General features: G+C 25.5%; 16 protein-coding genes. 8 read left to right on the top strand and 8 right to left on the bottom strand.

The features are described from left to right. Positions 1–8: 8 nt before the first annotated feature. The 5 genes from ABLL_RS06165 to ABLL_RS06145 all read right to left on the bottom strand — a co-directional run bounded on the left by ABLL_RS06165 (position 9) and on the right by ABLL_RS06145 (position 2806). Complete coding sequence (locus ABLL_RS06165; protein WP_014473918.1) at positions 9–524, bottom strand: pyridoxamine 5'-phosphate oxidase family protein; 516 nt, start codon at positions 522–524, stop codon at positions 9–11. Between the two features lie 9 nt (positions 525–533). Continuing rightward, positions 534–1043, bottom strand: coding sequence for an HPP family protein (locus ABLL_RS06160; protein WP_014473917.1), 510 nt, complete (start codon positions 1041–1043; stop codon positions 534–536). A gap of 67 nt (positions 1044–1110) precedes the next feature. Further along, entirely contained in the window at positions 1111–1665 is a 555-nt protein-coding gene (locus tag ABLL_RS06155) for a TetR/AcrR family transcriptional regulator (protein ID WP_014473916.1), read from the bottom strand. Between the two features lie 68 nt (positions 1666–1733). Continuing rightward, positions 1734–2414, bottom strand: coding sequence for a hypothetical protein (locus ABLL_RS06150; RefSeq protein ID WP_014473915.1), 681 nt, complete (start codon positions 2412–2414; stop codon positions 1734–1736). Positions 2415–2440: 26 nt separating this feature from the next. Then, entirely contained in the window at positions 2441–2806 is a 366-nt protein-coding gene (locus ABLL_RS06145) for a hypothetical protein (protein ID WP_014473914.1), read from the bottom strand. A gap of 297 nt (positions 2807–3103) precedes the next feature. Between ABLL_RS06145 and ABLL_RS06140 the strand changes: the two genes are divergently transcribed. Further along, on the top strand, positions 3104–3508 hold the full coding sequence (locus ABLL_RS06140) for a hypothetical protein (protein WP_014473913.1): 405 nt from the start codon (positions 3104–3106) through the stop codon (positions 3506–3508). Positions 3509–3532: 24 nt separating this feature from the next. Here ABLL_RS06140 and ABLL_RS06135 read toward each other — a convergent pair whose 3' ends face one another. Beyond that, positions 3533–4090 carry an alpha/beta hydrolase gene (locus ABLL_RS06135; RefSeq protein ID WP_014473912.1) on the bottom strand — a complete coding sequence of 186 codons (558 nt, stop codon included), beginning with the start codon at positions 4088–4090 and terminating at the stop codon, positions 3533–3535. A gap of 165 nt (positions 4091–4255) precedes the next feature. Between ABLL_RS06135 and uvrA the strand changes: the two genes are divergently transcribed. Further along, entirely contained in the window at positions 4256–7072 is a 2817-nt protein-coding gene (gene uvrA / locus ABLL_RS06130; protein WP_014473911.1) for an excinuclease ABC subunit UvrA, read from the top strand. Next, positions 7069–7413, top strand: a complete 345-nt coding sequence (locus tag ABLL_RS06125) for a DUF309 domain-containing protein (RefSeq protein ID WP_014473910.1) — start codon at positions 7069–7071, stop codon at positions 7411–7413. Before uvrA ends, ABLL_RS06125 begins: the two co-directional genes overlap by 4 nt. A gap of 20 nt (positions 7414–7433) precedes the next feature. Here ABLL_RS06125 and ABLL_RS06120 read toward each other — a convergent pair whose 3' ends face one another. Beyond that, entirely contained in the window at positions 7434–7802 is a 369-nt protein-coding gene (locus ABLL_RS06120) for a hypothetical protein (protein ID WP_014473909.1), read from the bottom strand. Positions 7803–7991: 189 nt separating this feature from the next. On the opposite strand from ABLL_RS06120, the gene ABLL_RS06115 reads away from it, so the two are divergent. From ABLL_RS06115 to ABLL_RS06105, 3 genes are all read left to right on the top strand, one after another. Beyond that, entirely contained in the window at positions 7992–9059 is a 1068-nt protein-coding gene (locus ABLL_RS06115) for a CNNM domain-containing protein (RefSeq protein ID WP_014473908.1), read from the top strand. Between the two features lie 94 nt (positions 9060–9153). Beyond that, positions 9154–11517: an ATP-binding protein gene (locus ABLL_RS06110; RefSeq protein WP_014473907.1), complete on the top strand. Its 2364-nt coding sequence runs from the start codon at positions 9154–9156 to the stop codon at positions 11515–11517. Then, positions 11514–12011: a HugZ family protein gene (locus tag ABLL_RS06105; protein WP_014473906.1), complete on the top strand. Its 498-nt coding sequence runs from the start codon at positions 11514–11516 to the stop codon at positions 12009–12011. The genes ABLL_RS06110 and ABLL_RS06105 overlap by 4 nt, the downstream gene beginning before the upstream one ends. A 9-nt stretch (positions 12012–12020) precedes the next feature. Here the strand turns inward: ABLL_RS06105 and ABLL_RS06100 are convergent, their stop codons facing one another. Beyond that, a complete protein-coding gene (locus tag ABLL_RS06100; RefSeq protein ID WP_014473905.1) occupies positions 12021–13082 on the bottom strand; it encodes an AI-2E family transporter in 1062 nt (353 codons plus the stop codon). Positions 13083–13154: 72 nt separating this feature from the next. On the opposite strand from ABLL_RS06100, the gene ABLL_RS06095 reads away from it, so the two are divergent. After that, on the top strand, positions 13155–13823 hold the full coding sequence (locus ABLL_RS06095; RefSeq protein ID WP_014473904.1) for a tRNA-uridine aminocarboxypropyltransferase: 669 nt from the start codon (positions 13155–13157) through the stop codon (positions 13821–13823). A gap of 113 nt (positions 13824–13936) precedes the next feature. After that, positions 13937–15709, top strand: a complete 1773-nt coding sequence (locus ABLL_RS14665) for a murein L,D-transpeptidase (RefSeq protein ID WP_014473903.1) — start codon at positions 13937–13939, stop codon at positions 15707–15709. Positions 15710–15713: the final 4 nt, after the last annotated feature.

Raw genomic sequence — 15713 nt, 5'->3', positions numbered from 1 at the left:
CATAAATGTCAATATCTTAAAATTGAATTTCTTACAACACTTAAATTTGCAGAACAATTTGGTATGATATATTCTATTTGCACTTCAATTAATCTTGAAAAATTAAAAGAATCAAAGATATCTAAATAGTTTATAATTTCATTTTTATCATCTATTATTTTAGCTTTACCATTTATTTTTATTCTAATATCATTCAAAAAATCAATTATCAATAATCCAACATGTGGATTTGATTCAATATCACCTACTGAATGTAAGATTCCATTACCATCAAAATCAGGGAAAATTAGCCTATTTTTATCTAAAAATTTTATCAAACTTTTTGATTTTGTACCTTTAAAATTTACATTAACTCTTCCATCTTTACTAGAAGTTGCTAGAAAAAAATAGTTCATATTTTCAATAAATTTTATCATCCTATCATTTGGAGTTCTTGTATCCATATTTTCAAGTATAAGCTCCGCTTGTTTTGTTGTTCCATATTTTTCTCTTGCTATTAGATGTTCTTGTGTAAAAATTTCCATAATAAACCTTTAAAACCAATATTGTGGATAAGCTCTATTTTTATGTAAATTATTATAAAAAAGAGCCACTATAACTAAAATAATAGCACCTATTAAACTAGGAAATACCAAATAATCCCAATTTGCACCCAATAAAAACACTATCAAAGGATTTGAACCTGCTGGTGGATGAACTGTATTTGTTGCAATCATAACTGCAATTGCAGTTGCCAAAGCTAAAGCCATACTCCAATATTCATTTCCTAAAATATGTAAAAAAACTAAACCAATAAATGTAGATAAAAAATGCCCTAAGATTACATTTCTTGGTTGTGAAAATGGACTTTTAGGAAATCCAAATAACAATACACATGAGGCTCCAAAAGAACCCATAACTAAAAGATTATCATAAGATTTTGTAAGATAACCAATAATAAATATAGAGATAAATCCACCAAACCAAGCAAAGGCAATTTCATATATAGATGATTTAGGTGGAAGTTCAACACCCTGCCCTTTAAATTTTTCAAGATAATTCATATTTTTCCTTTTTAATAAATTTAAACAACCAAACGATTGTTTGTCTAAATAAGATAAAAAAAAACCATTAGATTAAACTAATGATTTTTTCGCCTACTTTTAGATAATTTTGTGATGAATCATATAAATTCATCATCATTATGGCACCTTGAGTTAAAGCTACATACTCTTTTGCCAGATTTGAAGCTTCAATTTTTGAGTATTTATTTTCAAAGATTTTTATCAAAGCATTTTCCCAATCTGTAAAATAAAGCTTTATTTCTTCTTTAAAATCAAGATTCAAACTACTTGCTTCCAAAGCTAGATTTCCAAGTAAACAACCACCATCACTATGCAAAAAATAGTCATCAGTTTTTTTGACTATTAGCTCTATTTTTTGCTTATCACTTAAATCACTTCTGTAGGCAATAGAAAAAATAAACTCAGCAAAATAGTTATGAATATATTTCAAAGACTCTAAACCTATCTTTTCTTTACTTTTAAAGTGATGATAAATACTTCCTTTGATAAGCCCACAAGCCTCAGCTATATTTGCCATAGAAGTATTTGAATATCCTCGTATTTTAAAAAGTTTAATAGACTCTTTTAAAATCTCTTCTTTTGATGTTTTTTTGATTGCCATATTTCTATCCAAACGATTGTTTGGTAAAAGTTTAGCTTATGGTTGCTTAAAGAATTATTTATAGAATTTTATTTTAATTTATTTTCTAAATTCATCATTTTGAATATATGAGTATAAATATTAACATCTAAAGCATTTTCTACCATTTTGTATTTATTATCTTCCGACATTTCATTCCAACCTTTTAATTGTTTATAATCAATACCTTTATATGATAATAATTCTTCAAGTGTAATTTCTTGAATTTTTATTTTTAATCTTTTTATATCTTCATCTAAATTAATTGAAATTGGAGTTATAAAATTATTACTAATAATTTTCAACATTAAATTAAATAAAATATCTGAAAAATATTCATAAAATTTTGTACAAGTTGCATCTTCAGTTAAAGGGAATAGAAGTTTAGTATCTTCAAATAAAAATATAATATTGTATTTTGATAAATTTGAATGAGCCAATAAATTTCTTATTCTTCTAATTCCATATTCTTCATTGTTCAAAAAATTATATTCAATTTCACTAATATAATTTTTTTCTTTAAGTTTTTTAATAATATCTACAAAATTAATTTTATCAAATTTTCTTATTTGAGATTTAGCAATATTTTCTAAAATATTAAACAAATATATTAATGAAGCATGTCCACTAAAATTCTCAACTTTAATTATTTCTTCACAAGATATTAACAAATTTCCATAATATCGTGAATATTGCCAAATATAACCTATTACTTCTTGTTTTGTATACATAAAATATAAATTCCCTTATTTCATATTCATAATTTCTTCAACCCATTATGTCCAAACAAAAAAATCGAAGTCTCATTTACATAATATTTTATAGAATCTCTCGTGATTTTATCTAGTTTATATACTTTTTGTCCTCTTATAGTTTTTCCTTTTCCAAAAAGAAAGTTGTATTTATCATTTATATATCGACCTCTAAACCAGCCAATATGAATATAATTTTCTTTTACTTTTATATAACAAAATCCACCCTCTTTTGAATAAAGCGTAGTTATATTTTCATTATGTTTTTCTTTTGTATCATTTCCTATACAGATTTTTATGAAATCTCTTACATTTAGGAAAAGTTCTGCGTATTCCCCATTGCTATCTTTTTCATAAGAAGTTCTTTTCATTTGCTATTTTCCTTTTATTTATTTTATCATTTCTTTATTTCTTAAAATTCTTTTTTAATAAAAAATTATAAATGTCTTTAATTCAGAAATTTATTTTTTAGTCTCTATACTATATAATTCGAAAAAATCTAACCTAAAAAAGGTATTCAAATAAAAAATTCAAAAATAAAAATAAGCCTTATTATTCTTTTTTCACTGATAATAGGTATTATTGCTTTATTCTTTATTCCTCAAACTCATGAATATATAGTTGATTTATTAGCACTAATTTATACTGGTACTATTTGGAGTTATAATATGTTATTAACTTCATACACTCTTCCTATCTGGTTATTGTTAATTATTTCTGTTTTAGCACTTGTTAGTATAATAAAATTTTTATTATTACTTACAAGTAGTAAAAAAGCAGAATATACTAAATATTTAGAAGATTTTATCTATGATGCAAATTGGAGATGGAAATGGGAAAAAGATGAAATAATTGATATTCAATGTTATTGTCCTAAATGTGATTCAATATTAGTATATGATGAAAGTTCTTGTCATACAAGATATACAGAAGTTGTAAAAACTGATTTTATTTGTGAAAAATGTGACTCACAAATAGTAACAAGTATTCCAGGTGGAAATAAAAAATACGCTATTAATGCTGTAAAAAGAGAAATACAAAGACGAATTAGAACACAAGAATATAAAAAATAAAACTTTATTTAATATATTTTTATTCTATTCATTGAATTTTATTTTTTTAAATTCTGATAATAAAAGAGGAAAATTAGTATAACCATCTCTATCTAAAAAGTGTCCTCCTTTTTCAAGACAAATAAAATTTGCACTTAATAAAAAAGCAAGTCTTTGTGTCAATACAACTGGCACAATATAATCATCATTTGAGCCAATAACAATTTTATTATCTGTTATTTTTTCTAATTTTTTATAATCTAATCTTTTTTCTAAAAAATGATCTAATTGTTTTAAACTAGGTAAAGATTCATTAAAACCAGAAACTAGCATATATCCTGCAATTTTTTCTTCAATTTTGCTTTCTGATAAAAACTTGAGTAAACTAATGCAACCTAAACTATGAGCTATAAAAAATGAATTTTTATCAATGAATTTAATTTGTTCTTTTAAAGCGTCATTCCATTCTTTTGGATTTGGATTTTGAGGAGTTGGTAAGTCTATAATTGTAACTTCATTTTCTTCTTCTAATTTCTCTTTTAACCAAGAAAACCAATGTGCTTCAACGGATGCAGAATAGCCATGAATTATATAAATATGCATATTATCTCCTTTGTAATATAGTTATTTATGAAAACATCATATACCTTATATACTTATAATTATATTTTATATAGCATCTTTTTTCTTAATAAACTAAATGCCTTTAATAGACAATTATATATATCTATCCTATAATATCAGCTTCAAAATTTTAAAGGCAAAACTATGACAGATACTATAAAAATATTTAATGCTAAAGAAAATAATCTAAAAAATATAAATTTAGAAATACCAAAAAATAAGCTAATTGTATTTACAGGACTTAGTGGTTCAGGAAAATCAACTTTGGCTTTTGATACATTATATGCAGAAGGTCAAAGAAGATATATTGAGTCTCTTTCTTCATATGCTAGACAATTTTTGGATAAAGTTGGAAAACCTGATGTTGAAAGAATAGAAGGTTTAACTCCTGCGATTGCAATTGACCAAAAAACAACTTCAAAAAATCCTCGTTCAACTGTCGGAACAATTACAGAAGTTTATGATTACTTTAGACTTTTATATGCCAGAGTTGGAAAACAACATTGTCACCAATGTGGGCAACCTATTTCTCAAATGAGTGCAAGTGATGTAATAAATCAAGTTTTATCTCTTCCAAATGAATCAAAAATCGTAATACTTGCTCCTTTAGTAAATAGAAAAAAAGGAACTTTTGCAGATTTACTTGAAAGCCTTAAAAACAAAGGTTATGTAAGAGCTATGGTTGATGGAGTTATGGTAAGACTTGATGAAGATATAGAATTAGCTAAAACTCAAATGCATACTATCAAAGTTGTAATAGATAGACTTACAGTAAAAGAAGAAAATAAAGAAAGAATTGCTCAAGATGTTGAGAAAGGTTTAAAAGAGAGTTTTGGTGAACTTGAAATTGAAATTATGAACCATGAAGAAGTAGGAACTGAAAAGTTTATACATTATTCTGAACATATGGCTTGTTTTAATTGTAAAATCTCTTTTGAACCACTTGAACCTTTATCTTTTTCATTTAACTCACCAAAAGGTGCCTGTCCATCTTGTGATGGTTTAGGAATAAGATACGCATTAGATATGAAAAAAGTAATTGATGAAGATTTAGAAATAGAAAATGGTGCTATTAAAATCATCTATGGATTTAATAAAGGTTTTTATTTTAAAATGCTTTTAGCTTTTTGTGAACAAAACAATATAAATATTAAAATTCCTTTTGCATCTTTAGAAGAGCATCAAAAAAAAGCTATTTTGCATGGAACTGTTGATGAAGTGACTTTTTTTTGGAAAAAACATAAACTGGTACGAAAATGGGATGGGATAGTAAAATTAGCTTATGATATGATAAAAGATGAAAAAGAGATGAGCGAATACATGACAGAAAAAAAATGTGATGCTTGTAATGGAAATAGACTAAAACCTTCATCACAAAGTGTTTTTGTAGCAAATAGAACTATTCCTGATATTTTAAATATTCCTATTGAAGAAGCTCATGCTTTTTTCCAAGATGAAAAAAATTTCTCTTATTTAAATGAACAAAATAAAATGATTGCAGCACCTATTTTAAAAGAGATAAAAGAGAGAATTTATTTTTTATATGATGTTGGACTAGGATATATAACTTTAGGACGAGATGCAAGAACAATTTCAGGTGGAGAAGCTCAAAGAATAAGAGTTGCTTCGCAAATTGGTTCAGGACTTACAGGAGTTATGTATGTACTTGATGAACCATCTATTGGTTTACATGAAAGAGATACAAATAAACTAATCAAAACTTTAAGAGCCTTACAAGAAAAAGGAAATACTGTTATTGTAGTTGAACATGATAAAGAAACTATTCAAGCAGCCGATTATATAGTTGATATTGGACCAAATGCAGGTAAATTTGGTGGAGAAATAGTTTTTGCTGGAACTTTAAAAGAGATGAATAAAGCAAAAACTCTAACTGCAAAATATGTAACAGGAACAAAAAAGATTGATTATGTTCACAATCGTCCCCAAGAAGAGTTTATAGAAATAAAAAATGTAAATATAAATAATATAAAAAATCTTAATGTAAAAATTCCACTAAAAAACTTATGTGCTATTACAGGAGTTAGTGGAAGTGGTAAGTCTTCACTGATACTTCAAACTTTACTTCCTGTTGCAAAAGAACTTTTAAATAGAGCTAAAAAAGTAAAAAAAGTAGATGGTGTAGAAATTGAAGGTCTTGAAAAACTTGATAAAGTTATCTATCTTGACCAAAGTCCAATAGGTAGAACTCCACGAAGTAATCCAGCAACTTATACTGGACTTATGGATGATATAAGAGATTTATTTGCTAAAACAAAAGAAGCAATGCTTAGAGGTTATAAAATAGGAAGATTCTCTTTTAACGTAAAAGGTGGAAGATGTGAAAAATGTCAAGGTGAAGGTGAAATAAAAATAGAAATGCACTTCTTACCTGATATTATGGTGAAATGTGATGCTTGTCATGGGCATAGATATAATGCACAAACTTTAGAGATTATGTACAAAGGTAAAAATATTTCTGATGTTTTAAATATGAGTGTTGATGAAGCATTAGAGTTTTTTGCAAAAGTTCCAAAACTAAAAGCAAAACTTCAAACATTAAGTGATGTTGGACTTGGATATATAACTTTAGGACAAAATGCTGTAACACTTAGTGGTGGAGAAGCACAAAGAATTAAACTAAGTAAAGAATTAAGTAAAAAAGATACTGGAAATACGCTATATGTTTTAGATGAACCAACTACTGGTTTACACTTTGCTGATGTTGATAGATTAACAAAAGTTTTACATCACTTAGTAGAACTTGGAAATTCTGTGCTTGTAATTGAACATAATCTTGATGTTATCAAAAATTCTGATTGGGTTATAGATATTGGACCTGAAGGTGGAAACAAAGGTGGAAAAGTTGTAGATGAGGGAACTCCAGAATTTTTAGCACAAAATCATAAAAACTCAGGTTCTTATACAGGTTACTATCTTGACAAAGAGATAAATGAAAAATGAAAATAGATTATAATATTTTCAATCAAAAAACAGCAATTGATAGATTTATTTTTGCAATAGAAAATGGCTATTTTGTTGAAGCTCATGAATTACTTGAAGATGATTGGAATTTTTATAAAAAACAAGGCGAAATAAATAAATCACTTGTATTAAAAGGTTTAATAAATGGAGCAACTGCACTTGCTCTTTTTTATATCAAAAAAAGACCAGAAAGTCACAAAAAAGTTTGGATTGCTTTTGAAAAATATATTCCACTTTTAGATACAGTAGATTTTGAAGAAAAAGAAAAATACTTTAAAGCAAAAGAGATACTTTTAGAATTAAATAAAAAAATCAGGTAGTAAAACTCTACCTGATTTTTCTAAGCTGTAACAGCTTCCTCACTTAAACTCAGCATATATGCTTTCATCTTCATCATTTCTTCTGTAGGATATTGATTTTCAACACTACCACGAGATACTTTTACATAAAAATCTTTTGAAGAGACATTGTATCCAAAGTTTGTATTAGATAAAACAACTTCATATTTATTTGAAGAAGTTGTTGTTTCATTTTTTGCTTCTTTTACATCTGAAGCTTCTTTTGCTTTTACTATAGTTTCTTGTTGTATTTGCTTTAAATTCTCTTTATCTCTAATTTCAGATGAATTTGAAGAAGGTTGAACTTTTTGCATTTCTAAAGCTTTATTATCACTATACTGATCTATTTTTGGTATTAATCCATATTCCATGATAACCTCCTTATAATAAAAACTTGTTTATTAAGCTTATTATACTATAAAAAATCATTTTTTTTCAAAAAAAAATTTATTTATTAAGTTTATTTTGATATTATTAGTTACAAATTATATCGATTTAAAAAAGGAGTCCTGCTTGGAAGATAATTCCCCGAGGCAAAGTTTAGTTAAAAGTGAGAAAAAATGGAAATTTTAATCTTACTATTTATTGCTGTTATTGGTACATCATTTTTATGTTCTATTTTAGAATCTATTCTTTTATCCACAAATGTTTCTTATATTTCAGTTTTAGAAAAAAACAATCCTACTGCTGGAAAATTATTAAAAAAATTAAAAACAGATATTGATAAATCTATTGCTTCAATTCTTATTTTAAACACTATAGCAAATACTTTAGGAGCAACTGCAATTGGAGTTCAAGCTCAAAATGTTTTTGAAGGAAATAGTAGTTTAGTTATGATTGTCTCAATTGTTTTAACATTTATGATTCTATTTTTTGCTGAAATTATTCCAAAAACAATTGGAGCAGTTTATTGGAAGCAATTAGCTCCTTATGCACCAAGACTTATAAACTTTTTTATTTTTATTACTTATCCAATTATTATAATAACTCAATTTGTTACTAATAAAATTGGAAAAGAATCAAATGATTCTATTTCAAGAGAAGAGTTAATCCACTCTACACTTTTAAGTGAAGAAGAAGGAATTATTGGAGATTTAGAATCTCAAATAATAGAAAATACACTTACTTTAAATAGTATAAAGTTAAAAGATATTTTAACTCCTCGTTCTGTTGTTTATGCAATAGAAAAAAATAGTTTAATAAAAGATATTGTAGAAGATAAAAGAACATTTAAATTTTCAAGAGTTCCCGTATATGAAGGTAATATTGACAATATTGTAGGAATTGTTTTAACTAAAAAAATTTTTAAACAAGCTTTAACAGAAGGTGATAAAAATCTTGAAGATATTATGAAACCTGTTTTTTCACTTCATCAAAATATACATGTTGCAAAAGCTTTGAATATGTTCATTCAAAAAAAAGAGCATATGTTTATTGTTCATGATTCATACAATCAAACAGAAGGAATTGTAACTTTAGAAGATTGTATTGAGACTTTACTTGGTTTAGAAATTATGGATGAATTAGACACAACAGCTGATATGAGAAAGCTTGCACTTAATAAAATGAAAGCAAAGAGAAAAGAAAAAGAGAAAATTCAAGAAAATAGTCAAGAAAATAATAAATAGTATTTTTTATTTCTATTTTTTTAAGTGAATGTCAAATTGGCATTCACTTTTTTTTTGATATAATAAATGAACTTAATTTGAAAAAAGGTCTATTATGGATAGTACAATTGACTATGAAAAGTTAAAACTTTTTTATATAGGAAAACAAAAAGTTGAAAATAGTTTTGTTCCTTTAGTCTATAAAAACAAAGATTTATTAACACATGCTGCAATTATTGGTATGACAGGAAGTGGAAAAACTGGACTTGGTATTTCCTTATTAGAAGAAGCTGCTATTGATAATATTCCTTCAATTATTATTGACCCAAAAGGTGATATGACAAACTTACTTCTTACTTTTCCAAATCTACAAGGAAGTGATTTTGAACCTTGGATTGAAGAACAAGATGCTCAAAATAATGGACAAACGTTAAAAGAATTTGCAATAAACACTGCAAATCTTTGGAAAACTGGACTTGAAAATGATTTTCAAAACTCTTCAAGAATTGAAAAATTAAAAAATTCTGCTGATTTTACTATCTATACTCCAGGAAGCAATGCAGGTGTTCAAATATCAATTTTATCATCATTTAAAGCTCCTTCAAAAGAGGTTTTAGAAGATAATGATTTATTAATTTCACTTGTAAATTCAACTGTTTCATCTATTTTATCTTTAATTGCAGAACAAAATGATTCATCTTCAAAAGAATCAATATTAATTTCTTCAATTTTTATGAACTATTTTACTCAAAGTAAAGATTTAACTTTAGAAGAACTAATCACTTTGATAGTTACTCCACCATTTGCAAAAATTGGAATTTTTGATTTAGAGACATTTTTTGCTCAAAGTGAGAGATTAAAACTTGCACTGAAATTAAACACAATTATTGCAAATCCATCTTTTAAAACTTGGATAGAGGGCGAAACTTTAGATATTTCAAACCTACTTTATGATGAAAATGGAAAAGCTAAAGTTTCTATTTTTTCGATTGCGCATCTAAACGATAGCCAAAGAATGTTTTTTGTAAGTCTTCTTTTAAATCAAATGGTTTCTTGGATGAGAAGACAAGAAGGAACTACTTCACTTAAAGCCCTACTTTATATGGATGAAATTTTTGGATATTTCCCACCAAATGCAAATCCACCATCAAAACAACCAATGCTTACTCTACTAAAACAAGCAAGAAGTTTTGGTATTGGAATTATTTTATCTACTCAAAATCCTGTTGATATTGATTATAAAGGTCTAGCAAATATTGGAACTTGGTTTATAGGACGACTTCAAACAAAACAAGATAAAGAAAAAGTAATAGATGGATTAAGTAGTGCAAATGAAGGAAATTTAGATAAAGATGAGATAATGAATCTTATATCTAGTCTTGAAAAAAGAAATTTTATTCTTAAAAATATAAATGAAGATGGAATAAAAATCTTTCAAACTAGATGGGCTTTATCTTATCTAAAAGGTCCTATTCCAAAAGATGGAATAAAAAAACTAATGAGTAATAAAAGAACTAATTCATCTTCTAAAAAAGAAGAAAAAAATGAAGATACAATTACTCAAATAAATATAGAAAAAGGTATTGCTAAACCTATAATTACATCAAATCTAAATGAAAAATATCTTTATGGTTCTCAAAATAGTGCTTATTATTTACAACCTTATTTAATTTGTTCTTGTGATATTCATTATATAAATAGCACTAAAAATATAGATTTAGAAACAACAGAAACTTGCAAAATATATCTTGATGAAGAGATGAAAAATATAAACTTTGATGAAAAAGAAGAAGTAGAAAACTCTAATTTTGAAACAAAAGAGAGACCAAATTCACACTATTATGAATTACCAACTTTTATTCAAAGTGAAAAAGAGTTAAAAACTATTGAAAAAGATTTTGTTGATTATATATATAGAAATTCTAAACTTACACTTTATAAAAATGATGAGTTAAAACTTACTTCAAAACAAAATGAAAGTTTAGGTGATTTTAAAATTAGATTACAAGATAGATTAAATGAAAAAATTGATTTAGAAGTTGAAAAACTTCAAACAAAATTTCAAAAAGAGAATGATTCAATAGAAAATAAATTATCAAAACTTTATGAGAAACTTGAACGAGAAGAACAACAAGCAACATCAACAACAACTGATACAATAATTTCAATAGGAACTTCAATCTTAGGTGCATTTTTTGGAAAGAGTTCAACAGCAACAACTCTTGGAAAAGTAGCAACCAGTGCAAGAGGAGCTACAAAAATCTTAAAAGAAAAAAATGATGTTAAATATGTACAAAATGAAATAAATCAATTGGAAGAACAAAGAAACAGTTTAAAAACAATGCTCGAAAATGAAATTGAGAAAATCAACTCTACTAATTTAAGTTCAAATTTTCCAATCGAAGAGTTATTTATAAAACCAAAAAGAAGTGATATTTACAATGTTAAGTTAGAACTTTTATGGCAGGAACAATTATGATAAATAGTTTAGATGAATTTTTAGAACCAATAAAAAGTTTGACTATTAGCTCTTTAGATGATAAAGGAAATCCTTTTTCATCTTATGCTCCATTTGTTAAAATAAATCATAAATATTATGTTTATTTATCATTGATGGCAAAACACTCTTCAAACTTAACAAAAAATCCAAACTCTTCAATCTTTTTTTGTGAAGATGAACAAGATTGTAAAAATATCTTTGCAAAAAAAAGAGTATCAATTCAGTGTACAACTAAAAGATTAGAACAAAATACAAATGAAGAAAAAGAGATTTTAGAGCAATTTAGTAAAAAATTTGGAAATGAGATGATAACAATGCTTCATAAAATGGGAGATTTTTATCTTTTTGAATTTACTCCTTTTTATGGAGAAGCTGTTTTTGGTTTTGGAAAAGCTTATAATCTTGGTGGAAAAAACTTTGATGAATTTTTAGATAGAGCAAACTTTGGAAATACAGGTCACGGTAAAAAATAGAGATTAACTCTATTTCTTATCAAAAATTGTACCATCACCTGAAATTAAAATAGCTAAACTTCTTGTACTATCAAATTGAGATAAAATAATCAATAAAATCATCATCAAAGGAACTGATAAAAACATTCCAATAGTTCCCCACATAGCACCCCAAATAACCAAAGATAAAATTACAACAAACTGAGAAATATTTAATTTATTTCCCATAAGTTTTGGATAAATTATATTTCCAATTACAAATTGAACTACAACTAAAGATAAAGCTAAAAATAGAACATCTGATATTAAAGGAAATTGGATTAAAGCAAAAATTGTTGGAATTAAAACTGCAATAATACTTCCAATAGTTGGAATAAAATTTAAAACAAAAGCAATAAATCCCCATAAAACTGCACCTTGTAAAGAGAACATTTCACAAATCAAATAGGTTAAAAAACCTGTAATTAAACTAATAGAAGTTGTTATAAAAATATAAGTCCTTACTCCTTTTGAAATAGAAGTTAAAATATGTTCAACTCTTTCATTATTCTCTTTTTTAGGAAAAAGTGCATCCAATTTTGCCCTAAAAAATTGCTGATCTATCAATAAAAAAAGTACATATAAAAATATCTGTATAAGATTTGAAAAAATTGCACTAAAAGCAGCAATAACTTTATTTATTACACTAGAAAGACTAAATTCTTGGAAAAACTTTTGTAAAGGAGTCGTAAAATCAATAGATGTCATAAGCGTTAATTTTGCAATTAAAGCATTTACTTTTCCATCAAGCTGAGAAATACTTGAACTTAATTCCATCATACTTGAAGTTATAAAACTACCTATTTCTATCATAAAATAAACTATTAAAATCAAAGATAAAGGGATAGCAATAGTATTGGCTATTTTTGGGCTTAAAAAAGGTATCTTTTTGATTTGAGAAGCTAATGCATTAATTAAAAACCAAATCAAAATAGCTATTGCAATTGGTGTTAAAATTGAGCTTAAACTATTTAAAGCATAAACAACTAAAAATATAAATGCAAAAAAATAAAATGCTTTTGCAAAATTGGTATCTCTTTGTATTATTTCCAAAATCAGCCTTTAAAAATTTTAATAATATAATATCAAATTAAATAGAAAAAAGCCCATAAGAAAGTATAAATATTGCAAATTGAGAATCCTAGAGAAATCTGTTATAAATGTTATAGACCAAAATCTTCTTGCATTTGTGAACATCTAATAACTCCAATAAAAACAAATACAAAATTTGTCATTTTGATGCATCCAAAAGAGTTTAGAAAAACAAAAAATGGTACAGGACATATGACAAATAACTCCTTAGAAAATTGTGAGTTACATGTTGGAATTGATTTTACAAATCACAAGAGAGTAAATGAACTTTTAAAAAATGAAGATTATGAAGCTTATGTTTTATATCCTGATACAAATAGTATAAAATTAAATACACAAAAATTGCCAAGTGATAAAAAATCTTTGATATTTATTATTGATTCAACATGGCCTTGTTCAAAAAAGATACTAAGACTTAGCAAGAATCTACAAAATCTAAAAAAGATAAGTTTTGAACATGATAAATCATCACAATTTAAAATAAAAACTCAACCAAATCAATATTGTTTATCTACAATTGAATCGACTCTTTGTGTTTTAGAACAATTAAATAACCAAAAAATGGAAGAAATTTCAAATGATTTTTTAGGAAATTTTTTGAAGCCTTTTGAAGAAATGGTTGAATATCAAGTAAAATGTGCATATGATGAAAATAGAACAAGATATAAAATACCCTATAAAAAGATAGTACATTTGTCATAATTTTAGTATATTCTTAAATTCATAATAAAATATATTTTTTTATTGCAATTTTTAATGATTTTTTAGATATTTTACAAACTTTGAATTTACATATAAGAATTGGAGACTGTTTTATGAATAGGCTAAAGTTTATTATTGTTTCTATATTTTTAATAAATAATTTTATATTTTCAGACACTTTAGAAGAACAAAATAAAGATAAACAAGAAATTTCTTTTGAACAAAATATAAAAAGACTTTTAGATAAAGATTATTCAACTTTCTTAATCAATAAAAAAGTATTGAAAGATTATTACCAAATAAATCAATATAAACCATATTGGATAGATGAAAAAGCAAAGATAAAAGATATTGCATTAAATCTTTTAGAAAAAATCAAAAATGATCCTGTTTTACAAGCTCATATCTCAAAAATTTTTAAATTTAATGAAGTTATTAACAGTTTAAATTCTTTAGATAAATCAAATGAGAATTATATTGATAGTATGTTAAGAATTGAGTTTATGATGACTGAACTTTATGATAAATATGCTTTTTATTTATTAAATGGTTCTATAAATTGGAAGGCTTTTCAAGAAAAACTTACTGAACTTGAAAAAGATGATGAAATTAATGCTCAATGGGATAGATATGAAATCAAAAGAAATCCTAAAGAGTTATTAAAACTTGCCATTGAAAACAATGATTTATCATTGGCATTTAAAGAGTTAGATTTTACATATCCAAATGCACAAAAACTTATAAATGCAATTTCAGATTTAGAAACTATCATTCAAAATGGTGATTATATAAAATTACCAGAATTTAAAACTCTAAGAATTGGTGATCAATCTGAAATAGTAAAGATATTGAGGGAAAGATTAGCACAAAGTAAAGATTTAAATAAAACTTGCGAAAATGTTATAAATACTGAAAATATAGTTACAAATAGTATTGAAGAACAAGCCACAGAACAAATTGAAGAGAAAGAAAGTGTTCCTTGTGAAGAAATTTTTGATGAAGATTTAAAAAATGCTGTTATCTCTTTTCAAAAAACTCATGGGCTTTTCGCGGATGGAATTGTAGGGCTTCAAACTCAAAAATTTTTAAATAAAAGTGCAAAAGAAAAAATTGAACAAATCAGATTAAATTTAGAAAGAATGCGTTGGCTTCCTAGAAATTTTGGAGATAAATATATTCTTATTAATATCCCTGAATATAGATTAAGAATGATTGAAAATAATGATATAAAACTAAATATGGCAGTTGTTGTAGGAGAAAGAAAACATCCCACTCCAATTTTCTCAGATAAAATGTCATATATAGTTTTAAATCCAAATTGGAATATTCCTGAAAGTATTACAAAAAAAGAGATACTTCCAAAACTTCTTAAAGATCCAAATTATTTAGCATCAAAAGGTATTGATATTTATCAAGGTTGGCATAAAGATTCTGAAAAAGTTGAAACAACAGAAGTTTTAGATACTTTAATTTTACAAGATATTGATTCTGTTCCAAATTTTAGATTTACACAAGGACCAAGTGATGAAAATCCACTTGGAAGAATGAAATTTATGTTTCCAAATAAACATGCTGTTTATTTACATGATACACCTGCTAAATCTTTATTTAACAATGCAAGAAGAGCTTATTCTCATGGTTGTATAAGACTTTCTAAACCAGAAGAATTACTTTCAACAATTTTAAATGAAGATAAAACTATAAATTCAGAAAGAGTAAATCAAATATTAAGTGAAGAAACTGAAAAAGAAAAAGCTATAGGATTGAGTAAAAAAATTCCCGTTCACATCATATATTTAACTTCATTTGTAGATGAAAACGGGAAATTACAATTTAGAGAAGATATTTATAACTACGATAAGATTCAAGAGAAACTTATGTTCTAAAAAA

Origin of the sequence: Arcobacter sp. L, assembly GCF_000284235.1 — a bacterium.
Lineage (GTDB): Bacteria > Campylobacterota > Campylobacteria > Campylobacterales > Arcobacteraceae > Aliarcobacter > Aliarcobacter defluvii.
This window is presented reverse-complemented; position numbering and strand designations above follow the sequence as displayed.